The organism is Methanoregula sp., assembly GCF_041645475.1.
Lineage (GTDB): Archaea > Halobacteriota > Methanomicrobia > Methanomicrobiales > Methanospirillaceae > Methanoregula.
Genome location: NZ_JBAZQA010000017.1, coordinates 48,191 through 71,475, shown reverse-complemented (window position 1 = coordinate 71,475; position 23,285 = coordinate 48,191). Strand labels below are relative to the sequence as shown.

The window sequence follows — 23,285 nt, the reverse complement described above, 5'->3', positions numbered from 1 at the left end:
GATGTTAAGAAAAGTAAAGTTGTTTTAACCGGTCCGGTCCGGCAGCCCCTTAGGACTCCGAACCCCGGAACAGGGCGAGGAAGAGCATCACGACCGGGATAACTTCGAGCCTCCCCACCCACATCATAAGGATAAAGATCCATTTCGATATGACCGGCATATCAGGAGAGACATACCCGGTGTTTGCGCCACTGGTTGAGAAGGCAGAGACCATATCGAACATTATCTCGGTCGGGGTGTACGTGGTAAGGTGAAACTGGATGACGACCAGCGTTGCTATGAAGATCAGCACAACGGAGAGGATGATGATGAGCATGTTCTTGGAGGCGAGCTGTTCTGCAGTTGCCTTCGGGATGACACGGCCTTCTATCCGGAAGGGAAGGAGTACCTTGCCGCTGACGTAGAAGCGGTGGAACCACCAGGTCAGGGCCCGGTAGGCAAACGCTACCCGGTCGAGCTTGATACCCCCGGCGGTGCTGCCGGCAGCCCCGCCGATGAACGTGAGCATGGCAAGGAAGATCAGGGTGACGCTTGCCCAGGTATGGAGGTTTGCCACCTGGAACCCGGTGGTGGTGACCGCTGCAACGGTCGTGAACAGTCCCTGCTGGAGTGCGGGGATCAGTTCCAGATTCCCGAAAAAGACGAGATCATAGGTGAGCACGGCAACGCCTGCGGCAAGGAAGAGGAAGAAGAGTTTGACCTGTTCATCCCCGAAGAGACTCAGGCGCCGGTTCTCGGAGATCAGGTAATAGAGCTTGAACGGCAAAGCACCGGCTATCATGATCGGAATGAGGATGAGTTCGAGGAGCGTGCTGTGATAGTAGAGGATACCTTCGGCATGGGGCGTGAAACCGCCCGTGGAGATCGCAGAAAGCGCAAGATTGACCGATTCCCAGAGGGAGAGCCCGGTGAACAGGATAAGACCTATTGCAAAGAAGGTCAGGATACCATAGATCTTCCAGATCGCCCGCCCGGTATGGATGATACTGGGCATGAGGGGTTCGTCGCGGCTCTCGCTCCGCAAGATCTTCGAGCGGAAGAGACCGGTACTGCTTGCAAGGGCAATGGAGAAGGCGATGATCCCAATCCCGCCAATCCACTGCATGTAGGTACGCCAGAAGATGAGGGTGTGGGGGGCGGTATCCGGGGATGCAAGCATTGTGTATGCGGTGCCGGTCCAGCCGGCCATCCCTTCGAAGAGCGCGTCCAGGAATCCCATGTGAAGGCCCAGGACGAACGGGAGGCCGCTTATCAGGGCACAGAAGAACCAGAAGAGGGCAACGGAACAGAACGCGGTGGAGAGCCGTATGCCGCGTTCTTTCCGGGGCACGTGCCGGAGCAGCATCCCCACGCCAAAGAAAACGACCGGGACCGAGGCCATGGGAAGGAGCATATCCCATTCTGCAAAGAGCAGCGCAACTACCAGGGGGACAAGGGTCATCGGGGCAGTGAACAGAAAAACATCCCCGAGATCCGCGATGATCGTTGTCAGGTGCGAAAACCGCTGCATCACTTATGGGTTACACTTCGGTTCTATTAGTGTTTGCCAAGACTGCAGGAGAAAAAGGGAAAGGATTGCGGCCCTTGCCGGAAAAAGGGTTACGCCTTGTTGGTCCAGAGTCCGTGGACGCTGCAGTATTCCCGGGCCTTGACATTCACGTCGGCAATGCAGAACTCGGCCTCGGGCTTTTCGCCGGGTTTGAACCCGCGGATAAAGACATTCTCTCCCTGACGGACCTCGACCCATTCAATGTAATGCTTCTCTTCCATAGGGTGGGGGATGGAGCCGATCTTCACGATGATGCCCTTTGCGGATTTCTCGACAACCGGGACATGTTTCTCTTTTCCCGCATCAGCGGTCTTCTCAATCTGGAGGGTCATGGGCTGGCCGCAGCATACCATGGTTCCGGTCGATGCATGGACAACTTTTGTCATGTTTCCGCACAGGTCACACTTGTAGACTTCAAACAGTTTCGTCATGACTCGAATCTCTCCGTTCTAAAGGAGATTGATCTCCTTATGCTTCTTTAATATTTCGTCTGCCAGCCGGTTGAGGGCCTGCAGGGTGGCTTCGTCCGGCTGTCCTTTGACAATGACCGGTTCCAGCACCTCGACCTGGACATGGTCGAGCATTTTTACGATCGTATCGGCAGCCTTGCCGCCCCAGCCAAACGACCCGATAACCGAGGCGAACCGCACCTTGGGCTTGAGCATGTTGGCCAGGTACGTGGCATACACGACCTGCGGGTGGGGGCCGAACAGGACCGTGGGGGTAGCAACAACAATGGTTGCTGTATCAACGAGTGCCAGCGCCAGGTCCCCGATATCGGTGTGCGTGAGGTTGAAGGGGCGGACATTGATGCCCCGGGCAATGAGCGCCTCGGTCAAGTGTTCCACCATCTTCTGGGTGCTCCCGTGCATGGAGATGTATGGGATCACCACTTCGTTTTTGACTGAGTCGGAAACCCAGTCAGCATAGGCGTCGAGGATAAACCCGGGGGACCGGTGGATGGACCCGTGGCTGGGCGCGATCATGGCAAGGGGGAGAGCCTTAACCCGCTCAACGTAGCCCTTGATACTGCCGCGGAACGGCATCATGATCTCGGCGTAATACCGTTTTGCCAACCGGTAAGCCTGCGCAGTGTCCGCAACGAAGAGTTCACTGCCGGCGTAATGATAACCGAAGAGATCGCAGGAGAAGAGGATCTTGTCCTCGCGGAGGTAGGTCAGCTGGGTCTCGGGCCAGTGGGTCCACGGCGTTATGAGGAACTCGAGCGTCCGGTTACCGAGAGAGAGGGTCTCTCCATCCCGGATTACCCGGAACCTGTCTTCGGGGACATGGAGAAGGGCAACAAGCAGGTCACGGCACTTCTCATTCGTGACCACAACGGCATCCGGGAAGAACTCGAGGATCATCGGCAGGGAACCGGAATGGTCCTGCTCGGCATGGTTGATGACAATGTAATCGATCCGTTCAACACCGAGCTTGACGATATTCGAGATGAGCTCAAACTCCTTTGCAGGGTCAACCGTGTCGATAAGTGCAGTCTTCTCGCTGCCCCGGACCAGGTACGCGTTGTAGCTCGTGCCTTCGGGGAGTGGGATCAGCTCGTCAAAGATCCGTCGGTCAAAATCCAGTGCGCCCACCCAGTAGATACCTGGGGAGATGAGACGTGAAACCATACGGGATCCGTCCTCACTCCTTTTTGAAGAGAGACTTCTCTGCCTCGCAAACCGGACACAGCCAGTTGGCAGGAAGTGCAGTAAAGTCGATACCCGGGGCAATATTCTGGAGGGGTTCTCCCTTTTCAGGATCGTATTTGTGGCCGCAGATCTGGCAGACGTATCTATCCATAACAATCAAACCTCCCGCTCGTGCAGGGTAGTAGAGAAATAGTGCAGGGGAGTCAATTAATCATTTCTATTGTACCTGCAGGACAGGGAAGATCCAAAAAAGGAGCAGTCACTCATCTTCCAGGAGGGAGTACCGGTCAACAAAAAACTTAAACGACGTGTTTTTCCGGACTGCGGTTTCCAGGGAGAAGGACTTGAGGATCTCGAACATGAAATCGATCCGGGAATCATACTTCCGCGGCATGATGCGGTTGAAATCCTCTTTTGTGAGGGTTTCCGTTGAGTCAAGGCTGACAACTTCGGACGCCATGGGAGATTCCGGAGGGATACCGGCATAATACCAGCTCTCGATCTCCGCAATGACGATGACGATACTTTTGCCATTGAGATCATTGAACCGGTAATAGAGGATCTGTTTCTTGTCCCGTACCGATCGTTCGGTGTCGATATCGGCAACAAAGATGTAATCATTGCCCATCTGGGTAACGCTTTTCAAGAACCTGCTCACTTTTTCCCGCTTGATACAGGCATACGGGATGATCTCGACCGAATCGTAGCGGTGCACGAAACGCGGTTTTATGATCCGGCCAAAGAAGCGGACATCGTCCTCCCCCTCGACCAGGATGAACAGCCTTTTCTTCATCAGAGTCCCAGCAGGTTCTGGACATACAGCTCTTCGATCCCGATCTCGTTTTCGAGAAAGGTCCGGACTTCCTCCTTGTCCCCCGGGCGGGAGAGGATCGAGAAGCCCAGATTATCCCGCGAGATGAGCAGGATATCGTTAAGATCGGCATGCTTGACAACCTCCGTGCTGTGGGTCGTGATCATCACCTGTTTCTTCTCTGAAGCCTCCTTCATCATCGAGATAAGCCGGCCAACGAGGAACGGGTGGATATGGCTGATCGGCTCCTCGATGATGATGAACGGCTTCTCCTCGAAATAGAGGGCAATAATCATGGCAAAGATGGCAATGGTCCCATCCGAAAGGGACGAGGCGGGGAGGTCCCGCGAGGTTGCATACCGCTCGCGCAGGGTGAGGATCAGGGAGACATCCATGAACTTTTTGACCGAGAAGTCCTCGACAAATGGCAGCACGTCGCGGAGCAGGTTGGACAACTTTCTCTTCTTTTCGGGGTCCTCGATGATATTCCGGATAACGAGCGCAAGGTTGCCGGCATCTTCATCAAGCTCGCGCTTCCCGGTGATCGCAACCCCCCGTTTCGGGAGTTTCGGGTCGATATCGTAGACAGCAATCTTGTCGAAAAACTTCTCCACGTGGGGAAGGGGGTAGCCGTAGATGGTCTCGAGGAGCAGGGTCTTTTTTAAGAGGCGCTTGCCCCGGAACATAGCGGGCACAATGTCATTTTCCGTAAGGCCGCAACCCTCCGGGATACGGGAAGAATACCGCACTTCGCCGTCTTCACTGGAGACGACAAGCTCCCCGGTGCCGATCGATGATTTTTCACGGACCGTGTCCCCGGCACGCTCGCATGCGGACACTTCGCAGCCGATCGCGAGCCGGTCCCGGGTGATGGTGAAGTCATCCCCCGATTCCATAAACCGCAGGCTGAACTCGTAGGACGAGGCACAGGACCGGAGGCCGAGGAGGGATGGTTCATGGTCGGGGCGGTCCAGCACCTCCAGCGACTTGTCGGGAATATAATCCACTTTGATGACCAGATCCTTTGCATGCCCGATCTTCGTGTTCCTGAGGTATTCAGATCCTCCCTGCAGGGCAATGGCATTGGCAATCCCGTGCCGTGCAATATCCCGCAAAAACTTGAAAACCGAGATGAAATTGGATTTTCCCGCAGCATTGGAGCCTATTACTACGTTGAACCCTGACAGGTCAATGTCAATCTCGGAGAAACTCTTGAAATTTTCAACATGAATATGGTGTATCGGCATACCGGTCCCCTTTACTCATCGTTACTTTCCAAGAAAAAGAAGATATGGGTCAGATCCTCTTCCCGATACGTCAGATGAGAAAACGGGATCACAGGGGATTTAAGAGATAGAGGGAAGCATTGAGATACCCGGCAATACAGAGCCAGAGGAGATACGGGATGAGCAGCAGGCCTGCATTCCGCGAGACCCGCAAGGTTCCGATGGTGGTGCAGAGCAGAACGATGAAGAGCAGGGCGAGGCAGACAAGCCCGAAGAAGATGGAGTGGAGGCCAAAAAAGATGACCGACCACATCACGTTCAGAACCAGCTGGGCGGCAAACAGGACCAGACAGATAGTGACATCCTCTTTTCTCCCGCCCGACCGCAGGATCAGGAAGAGCGCAATCCCCATCAGAACGTAAAGGATTGTCCAGACCGGCGCAAAGATCCAGGCGGGAGGCGTGAGGGCCGGTTTGATGAGACCGGCATACCAGACAGGAATCCCCGCGGTTGTGAAGAACGAACCGATTACTCCTGCAAGCAGGCAGATCCCGATCGAGAGGATCAGAATGAGCACAAGGGAAAGGGTGCTCTTATCCAGGGGTTTCATGATGTATCCAGTACCATACCGGGTATATAGGGTTTAGGAAGAGGAAAACAAGGTTTTTTAAAGAGCCTATTTTCCCTTGGCATTGAAACTGAGTGAATCGAGCCACCGGTGCAGGAAATGGGAGTTCCGCTCGGGAAAGACACCTTCTGCAACCGATTTGACTTCCTCAATGGAATAAAACGCATTCGGATGGAACTGCTTGATGATACCTACAACATGGGCCAGGTCCTGGCGCTTGATGATGGTAAAGACCATCTTGACCTTCCCGGTGCCGCCCTCGCCATCAATGCTCGTAACCCCGTAATTGTGCTGCCGGAGGAACTGCATAAGCTCGGCCGGGTCCTCCTTGGTGATGATGCGTACGCTCGTTAAGCCAAGCGAGAGCTTCTCCTCGATTGCCATGCCAACGAACGTGCCGGTGGCAAAACCTGCACCATATGCAAGGTAACAGACGACATTGGTCAAGTTGTTCATGACCTGGCCGATGGCAACCAGCCAGATGATGACCTCAACAAACCCGATGATGGGGGGGAGATACTTGATACCCTTGGAGACGAAGATGACCCGGATCGTGTCAAGGCTCATGTCGCAGACACGGGCGCAGAAGATCATCAGCGGGACTATGACAAAGGCAAAGATCTCCGGAGTAATCACGGATTCCAGCATACCTGAGGTACCATCTGGTCACCGGGGATTATAATGGTACGGGGAGGATAAAAATCAGGTGGCATTGGTGATGGTTATGGGCCGGAGATACCGCCCCTCCTTCTGATCAACCACATTTATGACTACCAGATCCCAGGAGCCGGTCTTTACCGCAGCAGGAACCGTGAGATCACAGTAGATCTTCGTTTTATCCATCAACTTCGGGTTGAGACAATCGAGCAGGGCGGAATTCTGCGAGAGGGTTACCTTGGAAAGGTCCTGGAAATTCTGCCCGTAGATGATGAGCTGGCGGGTCTCACCCGCTTTCAGGGTCCCGGGGTAGACACTGCCAATTATCGGTCCTGCGGTACTAATCGTGAACGCATTTACCAGCGTTGCGGACCGGCCGTCAGGGTTTGTCACGATAAGGTTCAGCGTGCCGGTCTCAAGCCCCTCAAGATTGAAGGTGCAGTCAATATCTGTTCCGGAAATGACGGAAACTGCGGTTGCATTCAGGGAAGAACGTCCCGACTGGAGGAGCTTTGCCGTTGCGCCGTTCCGGAAGTTGTCACCGGATATGGTAACACTTAACGTGGAATCCTTTGATGCGGTACCGGGGGTGATCTTCAGGAGTACCGGTGAACTTCCCGTGACGGTTGTCACTGCTGACACAACCGTGGGGGTGACGATGGGAACGGACGATGCGGTTACGTGAGACACTTTGACCGGGTATACTTTTTCTACCGATACGCGCGGGCTTTTGTCGGTCCGGCTGTCAGCGCGGTACCCGAACGTCCCGTCAGCATTTTTGTAGATCCAGGCACGCTCGTACTGGTCGGCAGTCCTGTCATAGCTAAGGACGAGATAATACTCGTCAGAGGCTGCCTGCACAGACCGTGCTATGATATCCCCGGGGGAATACTTTGCAGAGGGGGCCGTAGTCGGGACGGGAGTTGCAACCGCGGGGGTTTCTTCGGTGGCACACCCGGCAAAAAGGATACCGGCAAGGAGGAGGCTTACCAGGGCAACACCGCACCAGAACGTATCTGCCATACACTATCGTTCGATGCAGACCCCTATAAGCATTTTTTTGACGGCTGCAGAAACCTGAGGATAAAAGAGAGGATTCGGATAACGGGGGTTTACAGGTTTTTTTGAGGAGTTATGCTGCCTCGACAACGATGGTCGCATACTTCCGGGAGAGATACAGGTGAATTCCAAATAGGACTGCCAGTGAAAGACAGGCAGCACCAGCTATCGCAGGGGTGGCACGTTCCAGCGCTGGCAGGTCCATCTGGCCTGCCATGCCAAAGACCAGGCACACGGTAGCAACGAGAACGGTTGCATAGATGTCCCGTATCGTGAAGAAAACTACAGCGATGATAATACCGGTACACAGGGTGAAGAGAAGGCTGTCCTGCTGGAGGGATCCCGGTATGCGGACAAGCGAGGCGAACAAAAAAAGGATTGCTGTTACAATCACCCCCGAGCTGATGGCAGCAAGAACCCTGCCGCCCCGCATGAGCGCCTGGACATGGGTTCCAAGAAGGACAAAGCAGACCATCACCGTGGCTGTTGCGGTGGGAAGGAGGAAGAGAGAAGCCAAGAAAAATGCCATCCCATAAGTGCCAAACGGGTTGAAGAGGAGAGAGACCGCAAGCAATATGATGAGCGTCACCAGCACAATAGGCCCGGTCCGCCAGGCAGGCCGGAAGCCGGTCTGGTACATGTTCACATCACCCAGGCCAAATGACCTGCGGAGATACAGAACCGGGACAATGAGCCCTATCAGGATGCAGGTGACAAGGGTATAGACAAGGATCCCGGCGGGTGCAGGGCTCTGGAAGAGCCGAAGCTGCCCCCCGAGAAGAAACGTCTCGATGAGCCAGGCCGTGTAAACAATGAGCGGGATGATGAAGAGCCGGAGCCAGAGGGAGCGGTTCTGGACGGGATCCTTCGTATCAGGGACGTATTCATCGTTATCTTCATCATCATGTGTCATGGCTTCACCCGGCAGTTGTTCTTTTCCAGCGTAAACGTAATTCCCCTGCCTATTTTAATGTATATTGCCGGTCTCCCGCCACGAAAAAAAGAGGATTCCTATCAGGTTCTCGATTTCAGCAGCGCGGTTATGGCTTCCTGTTTCTCCCGTGCAGAGACAGGGCTGGGCTGCATAGCTTCTTCGAAGGTTGGGGCATCTTTCTTATAGAAAAGGCCAAGAGCAATCCGTGAATCCGTATTGTAATTCCACTCCCGTGCAACGTGACAGGCTGCCTCGAAGTCCGTGGTGTTGTGACCCGCGAGTTCATAGACCCGTGACCCGTAATAGTCGGCCGCCGGGAAGAATGTGGCGCAGATCTGAAGTACATCGATGAACGAGAAACCGTGATGGGCGATTCCCTGCCGGATAAGATCCTTAAGCGGGTCCATCTTTCTCGTGTACCCCCGTGCAATATACGTTGCCCCGCTGGCAAGCATCAGTTCGAGCGGGTTGAACGGGTACTCGGCAGTGCCAGCCGGGGTTGACCTGCCCCTGAACCCCAGCGGGGACGTGGGGGTGTACTGGCCGGTGGTAAGACCATACACCCGGTTGTTGTGGACGATGACGGTGATGTCGATATTGCGTTTCGCGGCAAAGATCAGGTGGTCCAGCCCTTCGGCGTAACAGTCGCCATCGCCAACACAGCAGATGACAGTCAGGTGCGGGTTTGCAAGCTTGATGCCGGTAGCAACCGGGATGGTGCGGCCGTGGAGGGTGTAGACGCTGTTGATGTTGAGGTAGTCTGCAATCTTGGCATGGCAGCCGATGCCCGAAACAAGCACAACGTTGTCAAGGGACTCTCCCACGTTTTCCCGGTCGGTAAGGAGGTTCTTGAGCGTATGCTGGATTGCGAAGTTGCCGCACCCGGGGCACCAGGTATTCTGTGCTTCCGTGATGAGCGCCCTCCGGGTCATGCGAGGACCTCCCGGACTTTTCCTTCCAGTTCTTCAAGGGTGAACGGGCGCCCGTCGTATTTCAGGATCTTCGTGCCCGTGGTGATGCCGTGCTGGGCTGCAAGTTCTGCCAGCTGGCCGGTCACGTTCTCTTCAACGCAGATGACCTGCTTTGCCCCGTCCAGCGCTTTTCGCAGCTGGGCTGACGGAAACGGGGAGAGAACAACGGGCCGGACAACCTTGAGGCCAAGCGCACCGGCAACTTCCGTGCAGACGCCCATAGTCGAGCCCCAGCAGAGAAGAACACCGGGTGCACCGGCCGTTCCGCTGACATGCACCGGCGAATACCGGTCCATATCAGCAGCAAGACTTCGCCATTTCCGGAGCCGTTTCTCCGTCACCCGGTCAACCACCGGTCCCTCCTCGGTGGTGATACCAGCATCATCATGGAAATAACTGTTAACCTTGACCACCGCATCCTTTGCACCGGGAAATGCCAGCGGGGAGATGCCTGAGGGTAAGTCGGCATACCTGCGGTAAGGGGGAGTACCATCCCACATGGGGAAGTCATCGGGCAGCGGGGGTGTAAACACAGCCGGATCGAGGCTGTAGGTCCCCTCGGAGAGCGTCTTGTCTGAAAGAATGAACGCGGGAACCTGGAACTTCCAGGCAAGGTTCATCGCAATCTCTGACCAGTGGACGGCTTCCTGCGCATTGCCGGGGGCGACAATGAGCCGGGGAAACTCTCCCTGGCCGGCATGGAGGACCAGCCGCAGGTCCGACTGGCAGGTATATGTCGGGAGCCCCGTGGATGGGCCGGTCCGCTGGGATACGACAACAACAAGGGGCACTTCTGCTATCCCGGCAAAGGAGATCCCTTCCGTCATCAGGCAGAACCCCCCGCCGGAGGTCCCCACCGCAACGTGTTTGCCGGCACAGGCAAACCCGATTCCCATGAGCGCGACTGCAATCTCGTTCTCCGGGTGAACGACCTGGATACCGAACGGATCTTTCTGTTCGGCAAGGAAGTGGAGGAGGCTTGAGGACGGGGTCATGGGGTACGAGACATAAGCCTCAAGCCCGCCCCGGATCATACCGATACCGATTGCCTCGTTTCCGCTGATGAGGGGCAGGGTAGGAGAGGCACACCGGCTGACCGGGTGAACAGGTTTTACCAGATCGTACGCCCGCCGGGCCACCTTCAGGTTCAGCTCCACCCCTTTGGGGATATGGGACGAAAAAACCGCATTTACCGTTGCCCAGTCAATACCTGCAGCACGGGCAAACCCGCCGATGATAGCGGAGTTCCCCATGATCTCCGGGGCATTCTCATCCGCAAGAATCGCCTTGACCGGAATACCCTGGCCCGGGCCCTTTACCAGGTCGGAATTATACAGGATCGCAGTATCCGCCTTTTCCCGGTGGCGGTGCCTGTCAGCAGTCTCCTGGTTGAGGGCCAGGATGAAATCCACCTTCTCCCGACAGGTCCCTATCCCCTGTTCTGCACCCCGGGTGATAGCAAAATTATGGCCTCCCCGGATCAATGAGGGGTAATCAAAGTACAGGTAAATTCGATACCCGAGGTGGTTGAGCAGCTGGGCAACCATTGCGCCGGCACTGTTGATCCCATCCCCCGCCCTGCCCCCTATGAGAACTGACACTTCTTTCATAACGGATCCCTCTATCTTCTGATGTTGTGGTCCGGGGTATATAGGTTGGTGTCCGGACCACTCCCTGCACGATGGGAACAGGGAACCATACCCAGGAAAACATACCCGGGAAAAACCCATGTTCCCGACGGCATTTTCTGACAGGTATATTCAAATAGGCCCAAATCAATCATCATGATTGAAATAACCAGAATTCATCGCCGGACACAATCGTGATTGCAGTTCCGGATTATCGGCGGTAACATAACCCATCTGTGCTGGACAGGAAAAGGGAGGTGACCCTGTGGACACGAATGGTCTGATAACTGACAAGAAGGCGTACTATATCCACACCACGAGCGGTATGGACATGGACGGCCTCATCAAGGCGATCCGCCACAAGAACCTGGGGATCCGCTGGCGGGCAGCTCTTGCCCTCGGGGATATCGGGGAGCCGGCAGTCAAGCCCCTGATCCGGGCGCTCAAGGATACCGATCACGACGTGCGCTGGCTTGCCGGTCTCGCTCTCGGGAGGATCGGTACCGCGGCAATCCCCCATCTCATCCGGGCACTCTCCGAACAGGATCACGATGTGCGCTGGCATGCAGCCCGGGTTCTTGCGGAGATAGGGGAACCGGCAATCCAGCCGCTCATTGCCTCGCTCCGGGAAGAGGACAGCGATGTCCAGTGGCGGAGCGCCTTTGCCCTGTCCCTTATAGGGAAGCCGGCCGTTGAACCGCTGATACTCGCCCTCAAGGACAACCTCTGGTGGGTGCGGGTACGGGCGGTCTGGACCCTGGGCGAGATAGGTGATCCGCAGGCAGTCGAGCCCCTCATCCAGTCGGTCAACGATGTGGACTGGTACGTCCGGTGGGGAGCTGCGGATGCCCTCGGCAAGATTGGCGACAAGCGGGCGGTCGTGTGCCTGGGTAAAGCGTTAAAAGAGCCCGACTCATTCGTGCAGGTCCCGGCAACCTGGGCCCTGGGGAAACTGGGAAGCGGGGCACCGGTTGAGATCCTGATCCCGTTTCTGAAAAGTTCCGACTGGTACGTCCGGTGGGGAGCTGCGGATGCCCTCGGGAACATCGGGGATGTACGGGCACTGGAACCCCTGCAGCCACTCCTCGAAGACATGGATGAATATGTCAGGCGGGCTTCTGAAGAAGCGATCCTGAAGATCCGGAAAAAAGCGGTAATCACACCAGCAGAATAAAACAAAAATTCTTTTTTACTGGGCCATCAGCTGTTCGAGGATCAGTTTCAGGTCATTGATCTTGTAGGGTTTCGAGAGCTTGCCGGAAAAGCCGTACCCGGTGTAATCCTGCACAACGGGATCGTTGCCATACCCGCTTGATACTATGGCTTTCACGTGGGGGTCAAATTCCCGGAGTCTGGCAATCGTCTCTTTCCCGCCCATCCCCTCCGGCACCGACAGGTCGAGGATGACAATATCAAAGGGAGCGCCGGCATTCTTTTCCTGAACGTACAGGGCGCAGGCTGCTTCGCCGTTTTGTGCAAACATCACATCGTAGCCGAGAAATTTGAGCACTTCGAGAGTAACGTCGAGAATTATCTGCTCGTCGTCCATCAGGAGAATTTTTCCTTTGCCCGCCATACACACCCTTATCCGGTAATTACTATTTCATGATTCATATACTGCACGGTGGACTGGCGGTTCCGGCAGTCCTGCCAATATACAATCCCTGTCCATATGCTTCATTTTTTTTGCAAGCGCAACCGGGCCGCTTCCTCCCCATCCTCGACCCGGAGAAGGAAGGTCCCGTGACAGGGCTTGGTGTAGGGGAAGATAACGAAGTCGCCGTCAAGCCCGATGGCAATCGGGGGCAGACCGATGACATGGACATCGAATACCTTGAACCCGGGCTGGACTTCGATAAATTCCTTGAAATTTGACTTGATATAATCCCGGGATTCCTTGAACGTGGCATCCCTAAGGACGATCTCGTAATTCATCGACTCTACACAGCCCATGGTTTCACCTCGTCAATCGCTTTCTTTAAGGGCAGGGGGTTGTGCACGGCTTTTGCCGCAATGGTTGTACAGGGAAACTCGATCTTCTTTACCTGTTCTTCGTAATGTTCGCCATAAATGATGACGTAGAGTCTGGCCTTCGAGATAGCACTCATTGTTGCCGCATAGCTGACTCCGGCATCATTGTGGATAAAGACAAAGCAGCGGTCGAAGTCGCGTTTCTTGTCGGAGATCTGCGCCACGGCCCGGTCCAGGTCCATGACTTCCTTAAGGTAGTGCCGGTCCGGGTCCGCCACCACGAGCAGCGTATTTGCGGCCTTGTTCCCCGCTACAACCGGGACAAGCCCTGCCTGGCTTAAGCGGTTTATCAGGTAGAGCGCGATACTGGTCTGCACCGGCACCTGCGGGCACCCGAGCACGAGGAGTGCTGTTTCCGGTTTCGTTGTTGGTTCCTCTGCCATTGTTCACCAGTCCCTGCCATATATCTGGTACACGTTCTTTATGCGGGGTGATGGAAATACCCTTCGCGTAGTGCACAGCGCCACATTATGCCGGATTCGTGATGCCCGTGATCCTTTCAGGGTGTGTATAGACCGTGAACCGGTCCCCGCGGGAGAACCCGACAAGCGTTATCCCCGCAGCCTCCGCAGCAGCTATTCCCTTGTCAGTCGATGCCGCCCGTGAGACGATGACGGGGATCCCGGCCCGGGCAGATTTCCGGACCATGCCGGCCGGCTGGCGCCCGGTGCAGCCGAGAACACAGCAGGAGAGGTCAATTTTGTTCAGGACCGCATACCCTACCAGTTTGTCGACCGTATTGTGCCGGCCCACATCGCTGCTCTTTGCCAGGAGTTTTCTGTCCCGGAACAGGACCGAGCAGTGCACGCCTCCGGTCTTTCTCCAGAGTTCCGTCTCGATCTCGCCGGTCACCGCACTCACCTCGTCCGGAGTGAGGGTGATATCCGAAGAGATACGGGGCAGGTCCGAGAGGAAACTGAGCCCTCCCGACGACCCCACTTCCCGTTTCGCCCACTTCAGGTCGCAGCCGGTATCGGAGTAGGCAAGGATACGGTCCCCGTCAACAATCACCTTGTCCACGCAGCGGACTATTCCCTCGCTGACGAGATAGCCTGCCCCCAGTTCCCGGAGCTGATCCCGGCTTGCCACCATCTCGGTAACGGGTCGGTCATTGAGCAGGAGTTCGAACCGGTCCTCGATGACGACGGCATCATCGGTCTCCTGGGCCACTCCCGCGGTGACCCGGATACTGCGGTGCGTGGAGATCATGATCCCTGCGTCTCCTCATGCACCCAGTCAAGATACGGGGCATGGCCGGCAATGACCGGCAGGATAATGATTTCCGGCACTTCGTAGGGATGCAGCTCTTTTATTGCCCGTATCACGGCTTCGGCACGTTCTGTCCTTGTCTTTATGATGAGCAGGTGCTCTTCATCATCACAGAGTTCTCCCTTCCACCGGTAAAGGGAACGCACGGGCGAGATATTTACGCATGCAACAAGATTTCTTCCGATAAGACTGCGGGCCAGTTCAGCAGAATTATGCGGGGGAACCGTAGAGTAAATGACGCATATATCGCGGGCCGGTTCAGCGGCATTCTTCTTCTCCATACGAGAGGTGTTGCCGTTCCCGGCTAATAAGGTTATGATATTCCACCGGTTCGTCCGCACTACCCAATAGTTAATTTCTATAGACGCCAGCGCCAATGGTAAGTACTTATGTACGCATCACGCATGAGCAATCTCCCGCCATACCTTTTTGCACGGATTGACGAGATGAAAGCCGAACAACGGAAATTAGGCGTTGACCTCATCGATCTCGCCGTAGGAGATCCTGACCTTGCAACACCGGACCATATCGTTGACGCCCTCTGCACGGCCGCAAGGGACTCCAAAAACCACCACTATCCGGACTATGCCGGCATGCCGGCCTACCGGAGTGCCGTTGCCGGATGGTACAGGAAGCGGTTCGGTGTCACGCTCGATGCCAGCAAGGAAGTTGTTGCCCTCATGGGCTCCAAGGATGGTATTGCCCATATTGCCGAGGCATTCGTAAACCCGGGTGACTATGTCCTTTCCCCAAGCCCGGGCTACCCGGTTTACCGGACAGGAACGCTCTTTGCCGAGGGGCGTGTCCATGACATGCCGCTCCTGCGGGAAAATAATTTTATCCCCGTACTTGCGGACATCCCGAAGAACGTAGCAAAGGCAGCAAAGATCCTCTACATCAACTACCCGAACAACCCCACCGGTGCCGTTGCCCCGGACGGGTTCTACAAGGAAGTCGTGGACTTTGCCGCCGAGAACGATATCGTTGTTGTCTCCGACAATGCCTACTCCGAGGTCTCGTTCGACGGTTACCGCGCCCCCTCGTTCCTTGAGACCAAAGGCGCAATGGAAGTCGGTATCGAGATGCACTCGCTCAGTAAAACCTACAACATGACCGGCTGGCGTATCGGTATGGCTGTCGGGAATGCCGAGGTCATTGCCGGTCTCGGACGGGTCAAGACCAATGTTGATTCCGGTGTCTTTGACGCGGTGCAGTATGCAGCCATCACGGCCCTCTCCGGCCCGCAGGACTGCGTAAAGGAAGCCTGTAATATCTACCAGGAGCGCCGCAACGTGCTCGTCAAAGGCCTGCAGGGACTCGGGTTCGATGTCCCGCTCCCCAAGGCAACGTTCTATGTCTGGGTGCCGGTAAAAGACTGCATGGCCTTTGCAGGCCGGCTCCTGACCGAGGTCGGTATCGTGGCAACACCGGGAATAGGCTTTGGCGCAAGCGGCGATGGCTATGTCCGGTTTGCGATCACCCGCCCGGTTGCCCGGATCAACGAGGCGATTGAACGGATGCGGAAGATGAATCTGTGAAACTCACAAAAAACCTCCCTATCAAAGGTGGGCACCACCATATCGCGGGCCCTGACTGTATTGTCCTTGCCGCAATCGAACGCCCGGCCTGGCAGCAGTAGGCGGAGACCCATCAAATGCACTTCCACTACGCGCTTGTCGACGATCTCATCTCGAAGGAAGAGTTCGAACGGCGCGTAGATGCCAAGATAGAGGATTGCGGCGATCTCGTGGACGAGCCGACTGCCGCCATGATGGTGGTCGGCGAACTGGGCCGCGAACACGTGAAGATCAAGGGGCTCTCGGCCAAATCCAGTTTATTCTCTTTTTTCGGAAAAGTTGTCGACAAGACCGATCCCAAGGAGTTCGACCGGGCTGACGGGGAGAAAGGCTGGGTTGCCACGATCCTGCTCGGCGACGAGACCGGGACAACCCGGGTCGTGCTCTGGGACCAGAAAGCGGGAGCCGTACTGGATACCGCAATAGGCGAGGTGCTTGAAGTCATCGGCCGCCACCCGGGAAAGAGCACGAAAGAGATCTACGCCCTTGCCCTCAGGAAAGCGAGCTGCGAGATCTCCTGCGCAGTGCCCACGGGATCCGCAAATCTCACCAACGAACCGGTGGAACTGGAGGTCCTGCTGCTGGCAGCAGAGCCGCCCCGGACATTTACGAAACGGGACGGGAGCACCGGCGAGATGGTGGAGGCAATCGTGGGCGATGCCGGGGGGACTGCCCGGCTCGTGGCGTGGTCCCCGGAACTGCTCGCTGAAATCTCTCCGGGCACCACCGTCCATATCACGAATGCAAAACCCAACAACCGGGCGGAGGGGAGGAACTACAGCCTGGACGAGAAGAGCACGGTGACCATTGCCGACCATCCCGTCGCGGTTCCCTTTGCCCCGCTCTCGTCCGTGAGCGATCAGGGCATCTATTCCGTGCAAGGCGAAGTGAAGCAGCTGCAGCAGCCGCGATCGTTTACCACGAAAGCCGGGACGGCTTCCTGGGTCAGGAACGTGCTCATCGGCAACGGCAGCGATGAACTGAAGATCGTGCTCTGGGGAGATAATGCCCTCATCCCGCTGAAGTGCGGGGACCTGGTCGAGGTGTACCATGCAACCGGCAAGCCGGGGAGGTTTGGCGGTATAGAACTCGGGGTTGGCAGGGGGAGTGCCTTCCGGGTACCGGACCGGGTGGCCAGGCCCGTCACGTTCACCGGAACCATCCTTGCCGGCCCGGGCTGCCTGTTCATCGATAATGGCAGGGACCGCTACCTCATTGAAGGATCGTTTGTCCACGGGACGGATGTCACCGTAAAAGGGATCCTCTCCGGCAGCAGGATTGTACCGGAATCCAGCGAACCCGTTGTTATCACGGCCGCAGATCTTCTCGCAAAGATCCAGATATTCCGCCAGAACCTTAACCCGTAACCCTCACTTTCACCCTGCGCAGTCCGGGGGTTTATATCCGAGTCATTAACATCTTGTTGTGCCATAGGAGTGTGTAAGAAATGGCTGAAGGTCCACTAGAGATTGAAGATTTACCGGGTGTAGGCCCGAGCACCGCAGACAAGCTTCGTGAAGCCGGGTACCTCTCGGTTGAGAGTATCGCGACCGCATCGCCTGCTGAACTTTCCGAGGTCTCAGAGATCTCCGAATCGACCGCCAAGAAGATCATCAAGGCTGCCCGCGAGATCGCGGATGTCGGCGGGTTCAAGACCGGCAAGGATATCTTTGAAGCAAGAAAGGATATCCGGAAACTGTCATTCCGGGTTCCCGAACTGGACACCCTCCTCGGAGGGGGGATGGAAACGCAGGCCATCACGGAAATGTACGGTGAATTTGGTTCCGGTAAGAGTCAGATCGTCCACCAGATGGCAGTCAATGTCCAGCTTCCCGTTGAGCTCGGCGGACTCAACGGCAGTGCCATCTACATCGATACCGAGAATACATTCCGCCCCGAGCGTATCGAGCAGATGGTGAACGGTCTGGGGCTCGATGACATGCCGGATGCCCAGGAGTTTTTAAACAATATCCATATCGCCCGGGCACATACTTCGGATCACCAGATGCTCCTCATCGACAATTCCCGCGAGCTGGCAAACGAGCTCAAGACCAGCGACAAGCCGGTCAAGCTCTTCATCATCGACTCCTTAACCGCCCATTTCCGGGCGGAATACGCCGGCAGGGGAACCCTGGCAGCCCGCCAGCAGAAACTCAACCGGCACATGCACGAGCTCTTCAAGCTCATCGATGAGCACAACGCGGTCGGGCTCGTGACCAACCAGGTCATGTCCAACCCGGCGGTCTTCTTCGGCGACCCCACCAAGCCTATCGGGGGCAACATCGTCGGGCATACTGCCACATTCCGGCTCTACCTCAGGAAGAGCAAGGGAGGAAAACGCATTGCACGTCTCGTGGACAGTCCCAACCTTCCCGAAGGCGAAGCACCGTTCATTGTCGAAGAGGCAGGTCTCAAGTCGTGTTGAAAGCGCTCCTGACCGACATTGACGGGACAATCACCAACAGTTCCCGCAGGCTGGATACAGAAGCAGTTGAGCTGATCCGCTCGCTTGCAGACCAGGGGATCATAGTCGTGCTTGCAAGCGGGAATGCGCCCTGTTTCATGGAAGCGCTCTGCAAGATGATAGGAACACAGGGGAGCTTCATCGCCGAGAACGGCGGAGTGTTCCGGGTAGGATACGCGGGAAAGCTCCACGTTCAGGGTGACCAGGCGGAAGTTCTCCGGGCACTTGAGCTCCTCCAGGACCATTACCGGAAAGAGGGAATGGAACTGGAACTCTTCAGTCCCACGTACCGCTTTGCCGACCTTGCCTTTGCCCGGACGGTCCCGGTGGAGGAAGTCAGATCCATCCTCCGGGATCAACCGGTCCAGGTGCTGGACACCGGCTATGCAATCCATCTCCAGTCAAAGGGCATCAACAAGGGAACTGCACTTGTGGCACTTGCACCGGAACTGGGACTTGTGCCCGCGGATTTCTTTGCCATCGGGGATTCGCTCAACGATATCGAGATGCTCAGGACCGCCGGTATCGGGGCAGCTGTGGCAAATGCACACCCGGCAATAAAAGCCGGTGCACAGTATACGGCAGAGAAAGAGTATGGTAAAGGCTTCGTTGAAGCGATAAAAAAATATTATCCTTATTTTCTCGCAAGGTAGCGATCAACAACGATATAGTCCTTGATATCCTTGACAGCCTCGAAGGGGATGAGAAGGAGCTTGTCATCTTCCAGGTTATAACCATCCGTGGCAAACGCCTGGTCCGGGTGGATGATCATCTCGATGACCTGACCTGAATCGAAATCAACCCTGATGTTCTTGAGGGTGCCGATGAGCTTGCCATCATTGCTCATGATCTTTTTTCTGGAAAGGCTGCGGGCAAATACACGAGTCATAAAAAATGGACGATGTACAAATATTTAAACTGTTCCATTGACATTTTACAACGGAATTTGTCCATGTCTCCGACGGGCGCCGGGCAATTCATCCAGACTTAAGGGGAAATATCAGCGATCTGACACGGAATTGAACGGATCTGAACGGGGAGGAAAAAGAGATTTTTACGTTTGCTCAGCAGATCATCATTATTTGAACATCTCGGCGGCCATCCGGATATCGGAGCCCCGCAGGGTCTTCCTTCCGGCATGGTCGGACATCTTTTTTGCTTCCTTTGCAAGGAAAGCCCCGTATTCCTCCATCATCTCTGACAGGGTCAGCGTTGCATCGGCACTGACACGGTCGGCACCGGCCTTCTTGATGATACGTTCAACAGCAGCCTGGGAAAGTTCGGTCATATTACGTGATTCCTCCCATAGAGTATGACTTGGAATATCTAAAGGTATCCGCTTTGGTGCCGGGGGAATTTGTTCACGGTACAGGACTTTAAATACACCCCGGATTAACCCCCAGGTAACCGGTGATACCCCATTCGAACAGCCGGGTGTATCGTATAAAAAACAGTAAAAACCCCGGGGTATGGAGTTTAGGCAAAAAAACGCGTTCAGAGGGAGGGAAATACCCTTATGACATCCGACTGGGTCAGGATACCCACCGGTTTTCCGTTTTCAACAACGATCAGCCGCCCGATCTCCCGCTCCTTGAATCTCCGGATAACCTCGAAGAGCTTAACCTCGGATGATATCTCTTCTACCTTGGAGGTCATGATCTCGGACACCGGTGTCGAGAGGGGAATCCCGTTCTCCACGGCAAAGGCAATATCGCTCATGGTAACGATACCCTCGAGTACCGTATTTTCTATTACCGGAGCGCCGTGGATGTGTTCACGGTTGAAAAGGACAATGGCGTCCCTGATGGAGTCAAGGCACCGGAGGGATTTCAGGGGGCTGGACATATAATTCTTGATCGGCTGCTTGGGAAGCGAGATCATCTCGGACGTTGCAATCAGGAGCGACTGCTTGACCTCGTCCTTGCCATACACTTCCCCGCGGATCAGGAGTTTGTTCACCGGTGTAGGCCCGATGGTTATCTGGTCCCCGATCTCGAAGAGTTTTGCACTGCCGAACAACCGGATTACCGCATGGCAGATATCCGGATGGCAGAGGGTGGTGAAATCGATCTCCTGGACATTGACCCCCTCGACCAGGTCCCCGTTCCTGCTGATGGGGACATCGTAATCCCCTTCGGACAGGTTCAGGTTGAGCTCCTTGTAGGCAAGGGCAGACGGGGTATACCCGCCCTTTGGCCCCGGCACCCCGTCCACGAGGCCTATCGCCTTGAGCGCCTGCATCTGGTTGCGCACCGTCCCCGGGTTACGCTGGATCCTGTCAGCAATCTCCTCGCCTTTGATGGAGTGCGAGTGCTGGTGATAGAGGGTAATCAGGGTAATGAGGATATCGCGTTGGATCAGGGACAGGTCCATAACGATAAACCGTATGACATTCAATAAATATATAGGTAGGCGATTATGGAATTCGAAAAAATGCCGACGGTGCCAACAGCGGACGAGATCCTTGACCGGAGTTTCCGCCGTGCGGCAAAGAAAATGAAAGAGAAGACAAAGAAGGGGCGCGCCAACGAGGAGTTTGTCCGGGCAGTCGGCGCAGCCGTCCATGACCGGCTGGTCTATATCATACGCGGATTCCCTGAGTTTGAAGAGATTTCCCCGTTCTACCGTGAGCTGGCCGATATCCTCTTCGGTGTTGATAATATAAAGCAGTCCCTCGGGGCGGTTGGCTGGGCTGCCAAGCACACGAAGATGATAGGGAACCAGCTTGCCACGCAGTCGCGGTGGGCCGAGGACACCGTTGTCGTGCGCAAGCGGGCCGTTGCCCGGCTTGCGTCCATGGTCCACCAGATCAACAAGGACCTGCTGTTCTTAAACGAAGTCAGGAACGGCCTGCGCCAGCTCCCCAATGTCGAGGAGGCGTTCACTATCGTCATTGCCGGCTACCCGAACGTGGGAAAATCCTCGTTCATTCGCCGGGTCTCATCCGCTGATCCCCAGGTAGCTTCGTACCCCTTCACCACGAAGGGCATTATTGTCGGCCACCGCGATATGGGCAGGGAGCGGATCCAGTTCGTGGACACACCGGGCATCCTTGACCGGCCCGCAGAGGAGCGCAACCAGATCGAGCGCCAGGCACTCTCCGCCATGATGAATGTTGCAAGAGTCGTGCTCTTCATCATCGATCCCTCGGAGCACTGCGGGTACCCGATGGAAGTGCAGCTCCGTCTTTTAGATGAGGTGAAAGGGATGGTGAGTGTCCCGGTCATTGTTGTTGCCAACAAATCAGATCTTCGGGTGGCAGACGGCTACACCACCATGTCCACGCAGACGGGCGAAGGTGTCGATGAAGTCCTCGCTGCCCTGCTCACTCACAAACCTGAATATGTGGAGAAGAAACGAGAGAAGGCCGTGGATATCCGGTCGCCGGTCCCCCTTGAAGACGACGAGGCGGAATCGGATGAAGACGCATTTGACCCCCAGGGTCCCAAGCGCCCGCGGAGAAAGAGAGCCAGGAAACCCCGGACGCGGACAGAACCTCAGTGAAGAGTCCCAAATCCGGACCCCCACCGGTTCCCCGGGCGATCTCCACACCGGAATTACACCTCCGTGTGCATCCAAAAGGGTCTGTATTGACCGGTTTTAAAGCCAGATTTTCCCCCGGATAAGCAAACGGGGGGCCATGCAGCCCCATCTTAAAAATCGTGTCGTATAATTCGCCAGAAAGTGCGACTCTCAAAAAACCGTATTTTCAAATCGGGCTCCGATTGGCAAACGGGGCGTTTTAAGAGGAATTTATTTTCGGGGACTTTTCAGGTCCGGATGACTCAGGAAAAAGGGGATGGAATAGGTATCAGACCCACATCATCAGGGCATAACCTGCAAGGAACCCGAGGATGGTCCCGCCGTTCAGCGGGGGCAGGCCGGCCTGCGGTTTTCCGGACATAACAAAGTGCAGGAGCACGAGGATGCCGGCAATCGAGCCGATGATAGCCCCGAGCGCTGCCAGGTTGATGATCCCGCCGAGCTTTGCCCCCTGGATGAACACGTTTGCTGACACAACGAGGATGGAGGGCATGATCATGTCGCCCATGCCGATGATGAACGCGGCCCGCTCTCCCCCGTCCTGCAGCTTGCCGATCCCTTCCTTCCTGAAGGAATAATCGCGGCGCTTGGGGATGACAAAGAGGATCGGGGTCTTGAGATCGATGACCCCCTCGGCAAGGGTGATCATGTGCTTGGTCTTGTACACCGAGATCGCGTCATAGACCGCAAGCAGGATGAGGAGGATCACGACCGGCAGGACATCCAAGGAGACGCCGAATATAGAGGCAACACCGGCGCCTATCAGGATGCCAAGGGCATCGATCACGTACCATTCCGGGTACTTGTAGAGGAGGAGCGTGGAGAGGACGGCAAGCACAACGATAATGGCGGTTGCCATGAGGGTTTCGGCAGTCATTGAATAGATGACAACACCGGGGATCACGGCATCCCACCAGCCCTGCGCTCCCGCAGCCGTTGCACCTATCGCCGCATAGACAATCGCGGCATAGATGTAGGCAAACGTACAGAGAATGGAGAGCCCGATGATAGCCGCGATCACTTTTTTCATATCATACTTTATCAGGATCAGGAGGAAAGCGGTGAAGACGAGCAGGATGGCAATAAAGATGAGCGGGTTTGCCATCGACGTCGGGTCATCAAAGGCGGTGATCCCCGAAGCCTGTACGGGAAGCGAGATTAAGAGTGACCCGAGCTCCACGGCGATGAGGAGGAGGGGCATTGCAAGAAGGGGGATGATATTTTTTAATTCCACGCTTTTCTCTCCGGTGAATTCGTTAGATTAATTAGTGTGCTCTCATCAT

The 23,285-nt window shown here is 55.8% G+C and carries 27 protein-coding genes; 6 read left to right on the top strand and 21 right to left on the bottom strand.

Annotated elements, in window-relative coordinates:
- Nucleotides 1-49 precede the first annotated feature (49 nt).
- From WC598_RS12710 to WC598_RS12655, 12 genes are all read right to left on the bottom strand, one after another.
- Nucleotides 50-1,510, bottom strand: a complete 1,461-nt coding sequence (locus WC598_RS12710; RefSeq protein WP_372961879.1) for a TrkH family potassium uptake protein — start codon at nucleotides 1,508-1,510, stop codon at nucleotides 50-52.
- An 89-nt stretch (nucleotides 1,511-1,599) separates the two neighbouring features.
- Nucleotides 1,600-1,980 (bottom strand): desulfoferrodoxin, encoded by a 381-nt coding sequence (locus tag WC598_RS12705; protein WP_372961878.1) that lies wholly within the window; start codon nucleotides 1,978-1,980, stop codon nucleotides 1,600-1,602.
- Nucleotides 1,981-1,998: 18 nt separating this feature from the next.
- A complete protein-coding gene (locus WC598_RS12700) occupies nucleotides 1,999-3,183 on the bottom strand; it encodes an FprA family A-type flavoprotein (RefSeq protein ID WP_372961877.1) in 1,185 nt (394 codons plus the stop codon).
- A gap of 13 nt (nucleotides 3,184-3,196) precedes the next feature.
- A complete protein-coding gene (locus tag WC598_RS12695) occupies nucleotides 3,197-3,355 on the bottom strand; it encodes a rubredoxin (protein ID WP_372961876.1) in 159 nt (52 codons plus the stop codon).
- 108 nt (nucleotides 3,356-3,463) lie between these two features.
- On the bottom strand, nucleotides 3,464-3,997 hold the full coding sequence (locus WC598_RS12690) for a hypothetical protein (protein ID WP_372961875.1): 534 nt from the start codon (nucleotides 3,995-3,997) through the stop codon (nucleotides 3,464-3,466).
- On the bottom strand, nucleotides 3,997-5,262 hold the full coding sequence (locus tag WC598_RS12685; protein ID WP_372961874.1) for an AAA family ATPase: 1,266 nt from the start codon (nucleotides 5,260-5,262) through the stop codon (nucleotides 3,997-3,999). The genes WC598_RS12690 and WC598_RS12685 overlap by 1 nt, the downstream gene beginning before the upstream one ends.
- A gap of 88 nt (nucleotides 5,263-5,350) precedes the next feature.
- Entirely contained in the window at nucleotides 5,351-5,851 is a 501-nt protein-coding gene (locus WC598_RS12680) for a TspO/MBR family protein (RefSeq protein WP_372961873.1), read from the bottom strand.
- 66 nt (nucleotides 5,852-5,917) lie between these two features.
- Nucleotides 5,918-6,517, bottom strand: coding sequence for a DUF2179 domain-containing protein (locus WC598_RS12675; RefSeq protein ID WP_372961872.1), 600 nt, complete (start codon nucleotides 6,515-6,517; stop codon nucleotides 5,918-5,920).
- Between the two features lie 54 nt (nucleotides 6,518-6,571).
- Complete coding sequence (locus tag WC598_RS12670; RefSeq protein ID WP_372961871.1) at nucleotides 6,572-7,549, bottom strand: hypothetical protein; 978 nt, start codon at nucleotides 7,547-7,549, stop codon at nucleotides 6,572-6,574.
- A 109-nt stretch (nucleotides 7,550-7,658) separates the two neighbouring features.
- Nucleotides 7,659-8,498: a hypothetical protein gene (locus WC598_RS12665; RefSeq protein ID WP_372961870.1), complete on the bottom strand. Its 840-nt coding sequence runs from the start codon at nucleotides 8,496-8,498 to the stop codon at nucleotides 7,659-7,661.
- 101 nt (nucleotides 8,499-8,599) lie between these two features.
- The gene (locus WC598_RS12660; RefSeq protein ID WP_372961869.1) at nucleotides 8,600-9,451 is read right to left on the bottom strand and encodes a thiamine pyrophosphate-dependent enzyme; all 852 of its coding nucleotides are present in this window, start codon (nucleotides 9,449-9,451) and stop codon (nucleotides 8,600-8,602) included.
- The gene (locus WC598_RS12655; protein ID WP_372961868.1) at nucleotides 9,448-11,100 is read right to left on the bottom strand and encodes a 2-oxoacid:acceptor oxidoreductase family protein; all 1,653 of its coding nucleotides are present in this window, start codon (nucleotides 11,098-11,100) and stop codon (nucleotides 9,448-9,450) included. Before WC598_RS12655 ends, WC598_RS12660 begins: the two co-directional genes overlap by 4 nt.
- Nucleotides 11,101-11,383: 283 nt before the next feature.
- Between WC598_RS12655 and WC598_RS12650 the strand changes: the two genes are divergently transcribed.
- On the top strand, nucleotides 11,384-12,292 hold the full coding sequence (locus WC598_RS12650) for a HEAT repeat domain-containing protein (protein ID WP_372961867.1): 909 nt from the start codon (nucleotides 11,384-11,386) through the stop codon (nucleotides 12,290-12,292).
- Nucleotides 12,293-12,307: 15 nt separating this feature from the next.
- Here the strand turns inward: WC598_RS12650 and WC598_RS12645 are convergent, their stop codons facing one another.
- The 5 genes from WC598_RS12645 to cutA all read right to left on the bottom strand — a co-directional run bounded on the left by WC598_RS12645 (nucleotide 12,308) and on the right by cutA (nucleotide 14,699).
- A complete protein-coding gene (locus WC598_RS12645) occupies nucleotides 12,308-12,694 on the bottom strand; it encodes a response regulator (RefSeq protein ID WP_372961866.1) in 387 nt (128 codons plus the stop codon).
- A 101-nt stretch (nucleotides 12,695-12,795) separates the two neighbouring features.
- The gene (locus WC598_RS12640) at nucleotides 12,796-13,071 is read right to left on the bottom strand and encodes a DUF1894 domain-containing protein (protein ID WP_372961865.1); all 276 of its coding nucleotides are present in this window, start codon (nucleotides 13,069-13,071) and stop codon (nucleotides 12,796-12,798) included.
- The gene (locus WC598_RS12635) at nucleotides 13,059-13,532 is read right to left on the bottom strand and encodes a DUF1890 domain-containing protein (RefSeq protein WP_372961864.1); all 474 of its coding nucleotides are present in this window, start codon (nucleotides 13,530-13,532) and stop codon (nucleotides 13,059-13,061) included. Before WC598_RS12635 ends, WC598_RS12640 begins: the two co-directional genes overlap by 13 nt.
- A gap of 85 nt (nucleotides 13,533-13,617) precedes the next feature.
- Nucleotides 13,618-14,358, bottom strand: a complete 741-nt coding sequence (gene fdhD / locus WC598_RS12630) for a formate dehydrogenase accessory sulfurtransferase FdhD (protein WP_372961863.1) — start codon at nucleotides 14,356-14,358, stop codon at nucleotides 13,618-13,620.
- Complete coding sequence (gene cutA, locus WC598_RS12625; protein ID WP_372961862.1) at nucleotides 14,355-14,699, bottom strand: divalent-cation tolerance protein CutA; 345 nt, start codon at nucleotides 14,697-14,699, stop codon at nucleotides 14,355-14,357. The genes fdhD and cutA overlap by 4 nt, the downstream gene beginning before the upstream one ends.
- A gap of 108 nt (nucleotides 14,700-14,807) precedes the next feature.
- Here cutA and WC598_RS12620 point away from each other — a divergent pair, with 108 nt between their 5' ends.
- From WC598_RS12620 to WC598_RS12605, 4 genes are all read left to right on the top strand, one after another.
- Nucleotides 14,808-15,956 carry an LL-diaminopimelate aminotransferase gene (locus WC598_RS12620; protein WP_372961861.1) on the top strand — a complete coding sequence of 383 codons (1,149 nt, stop codon included), beginning with the start codon at nucleotides 14,808-14,810 and terminating at the stop codon, nucleotides 15,954-15,956.
- 116 nt (nucleotides 15,957-16,072) lie between these two features.
- Nucleotides 16,073-17,362: a nucleic acid-binding protein gene (locus tag WC598_RS12615; RefSeq protein ID WP_372961860.1), complete on the top strand. Its 1,290-nt coding sequence runs from the start codon at nucleotides 16,073-16,075 to the stop codon at nucleotides 17,360-17,362.
- An 80-nt stretch (nucleotides 17,363-17,442) separates the two neighbouring features.
- Nucleotides 17,443-18,420, top strand: a complete 978-nt coding sequence (radA, locus tag WC598_RS12610; protein WP_372961859.1) for a DNA repair and recombination protein RadA — start codon at nucleotides 17,443-17,445, stop codon at nucleotides 18,418-18,420.
- On the top strand, nucleotides 18,414-19,112 hold the full coding sequence (locus WC598_RS12605) for a phosphoglycolate phosphatase (RefSeq protein ID WP_372961858.1): 699 nt from the start codon (nucleotides 18,414-18,416) through the stop codon (nucleotides 19,110-19,112). The genes radA and WC598_RS12605 overlap by 7 nt, the downstream gene beginning before the upstream one ends.
- On the opposite strand, the gene WC598_RS12600 is transcribed toward WC598_RS12605, so the two are convergent.
- The 3 genes from WC598_RS12600 to WC598_RS12590 form a co-directional block, all read right to left on the bottom strand.
- The gene (locus tag WC598_RS12600) at nucleotides 19,094-19,348 is read right to left on the bottom strand and encodes a PRC-barrel domain-containing protein (protein WP_319377636.1); all 255 of its coding nucleotides are present in this window, start codon (nucleotides 19,346-19,348) and stop codon (nucleotides 19,094-19,096) included. The two genes, WC598_RS12605 and WC598_RS12600, sit on opposite strands and share 19 nt — an antisense overlap.
- Nucleotides 19,349-19,537: 189 nt before the next feature.
- Nucleotides 19,538-19,747, bottom strand: coding sequence for a histone family protein (locus WC598_RS12595; RefSeq protein WP_372961857.1), 210 nt, complete (start codon nucleotides 19,745-19,747; stop codon nucleotides 19,538-19,540).
- Between the two features lie 206 nt (nucleotides 19,748-19,953).
- Nucleotides 19,954-20,832: a CBS domain-containing protein gene (locus WC598_RS12590; RefSeq protein ID WP_372961856.1), complete on the bottom strand. Its 879-nt coding sequence runs from the start codon at nucleotides 20,830-20,832 to the stop codon at nucleotides 19,954-19,956.
- A gap of 45 nt (nucleotides 20,833-20,877) precedes the next feature.
- Between WC598_RS12590 and WC598_RS12585 the strand changes: the two genes are divergently transcribed.
- On the top strand, nucleotides 20,878-21,963 hold the full coding sequence (locus WC598_RS12585; protein WP_372961855.1) for an NOG1 family protein: 1,086 nt from the start codon (nucleotides 20,878-20,880) through the stop codon (nucleotides 21,961-21,963).
- A gap of 307 nt (nucleotides 21,964-22,270) precedes the next feature.
- Here the strand turns inward: WC598_RS12585 and WC598_RS12580 are convergent, their stop codons facing one another.
- Nucleotides 22,271-23,236: a presenilin family intramembrane aspartyl protease PSH gene (locus tag WC598_RS12580; RefSeq protein ID WP_372961854.1), complete on the bottom strand. Its 966-nt coding sequence runs from the start codon at nucleotides 23,234-23,236 to the stop codon at nucleotides 22,271-22,273.
- Nucleotides 23,237-23,285: the final 49 nt, after the last annotated feature.

Coding starts and splice junctions, on each gene's coding strand:
- WC598_RS12680 (WP_372961873.1), bottom strand. CDS start 5,851: ATGAAACCCCTGGATAAGAGCACCCTTTCCCTTGTGCTCATTCTGATC.
- fdhD (WP_372961863.1), bottom strand. CDS start 14,358: ATGATCTCCACGCACCGCAGTATCCGGGTCACCGCGGGAGTGGCCCAG.
- WC598_RS12615 (WP_372961860.1), top strand. CDS start 16,073: ATGCACTTCCACTACGCGCTTGTCGACGATCTCATCTCGAAGGAAGAG.
- WC598_RS12665 (WP_372961870.1), bottom strand. CDS start 8,498: ATGACACATGATGATGAAGATAACGATGAATACGTCCCTGATACGAAG.
- WC598_RS12640 (WP_372961865.1), bottom strand. CDS start 13,071: ATGGGCTGTGTAGAGTCGATGAATTACGAGATCGTCCTTAGGGATGCC.
- radA (WP_372961859.1), top strand. CDS start 17,443: ATGGCTGAAGGTCCACTAGAGATTGAAGATTTACCGGGTGTAGGCCCG.
- WC598_RS12675 (WP_372961872.1), bottom strand. CDS start 6,517: ATGCTGGAATCCGTGATTACTCCGGAGATCTTTGCCTTTGTCATAGTC.
- WC598_RS12695 (WP_372961876.1), bottom strand. CDS start 3,355: ATGGATAGATACGTCTGCCAGATCTGCGGCCACAAATACGATCCTGAA.
- WC598_RS12685 (WP_372961874.1), bottom strand. CDS start 5,262: ATGCCGATACACCATATTCATGTTGAAAATTTCAAGAGTTTCTCCGAG.
- cutA (WP_372961862.1), bottom strand. CDS start 14,699: ATGGAGAAGAAGAATGCCGCTGAACCGGCCCGCGATATATGCGTCATT.
- WC598_RS12645 (WP_372961866.1), bottom strand. CDS start 12,694: ATGGCGGGCAAAGGAAAAATTCTCCTGATGGACGACGAGCAGATAATT.
- WC598_RS12590 (WP_372961856.1), bottom strand. CDS start 20,832: ATGGACCTGTCCCTGATCCAACGCGATATCCTCATTACCCTGATTACC.
- WC598_RS12660 (WP_372961869.1), bottom strand. CDS start 9,451: ATGACCCGGAGGGCGCTCATCACGGAAGCACAGAATACCTGGTGCCCC.
- WC598_RS12700 (WP_372961877.1), bottom strand. CDS start 3,183: ATGGTTTCACGTCTCATCTCCCCAGGTATCTACTGGGTGGGCGCACTG.
- WC598_RS12595 (WP_372961857.1), bottom strand. CDS start 19,747: ATGACCGAACTTTCCCAGGCTGCTGTTGAACGTATCATCAAGAAGGCC.
- WC598_RS12620 (WP_372961861.1), top strand. CDS start 14,808: ATGTACGCATCACGCATGAGCAATCTCCCGCCATACCTTTTTGCACGG.
- WC598_RS12705 (WP_372961878.1), bottom strand. CDS start 1,980: ATGACGAAACTGTTTGAAGTCTACAAGTGTGACCTGTGCGGAAACATG.
- WC598_RS12690 (WP_372961875.1), bottom strand. CDS start 3,997: ATGAAGAAAAGGCTGTTCATCCTGGTCGAGGGGGAGGACGATGTCCGC.
- WC598_RS12655 (WP_372961868.1), bottom strand. CDS start 11,100: ATGAAAGAAGTGTCAGTTCTCATAGGGGGCAGGGCGGGGGATGGGATC.
- WC598_RS12585 (WP_372961855.1), top strand. CDS start 20,878: ATGGAATTCGAAAAAATGCCGACGGTGCCAACAGCGGACGAGATCCTT.
- WC598_RS12635 (WP_372961864.1), bottom strand. CDS start 13,532: ATGGCAGAGGAACCAACAACGAAACCGGAAACAGCACTCCTCGTGCTC.
- WC598_RS12600 (WP_319377636.1), bottom strand. CDS start 19,348: ATGACTCGTGTATTTGCCCGCAGCCTTTCCAGAAAAAAGATCATGAGC.
- WC598_RS12710 (WP_372961879.1), bottom strand. CDS start 1,510: ATGCAGCGGTTTTCGCACCTGACAACGATCATCGCGGATCTCGGGGAT.
- WC598_RS12670 (WP_372961871.1), bottom strand. CDS start 7,549: ATGGCAGATACGTTCTGGTGCGGTGTTGCCCTGGTAAGCCTCCTCCTT.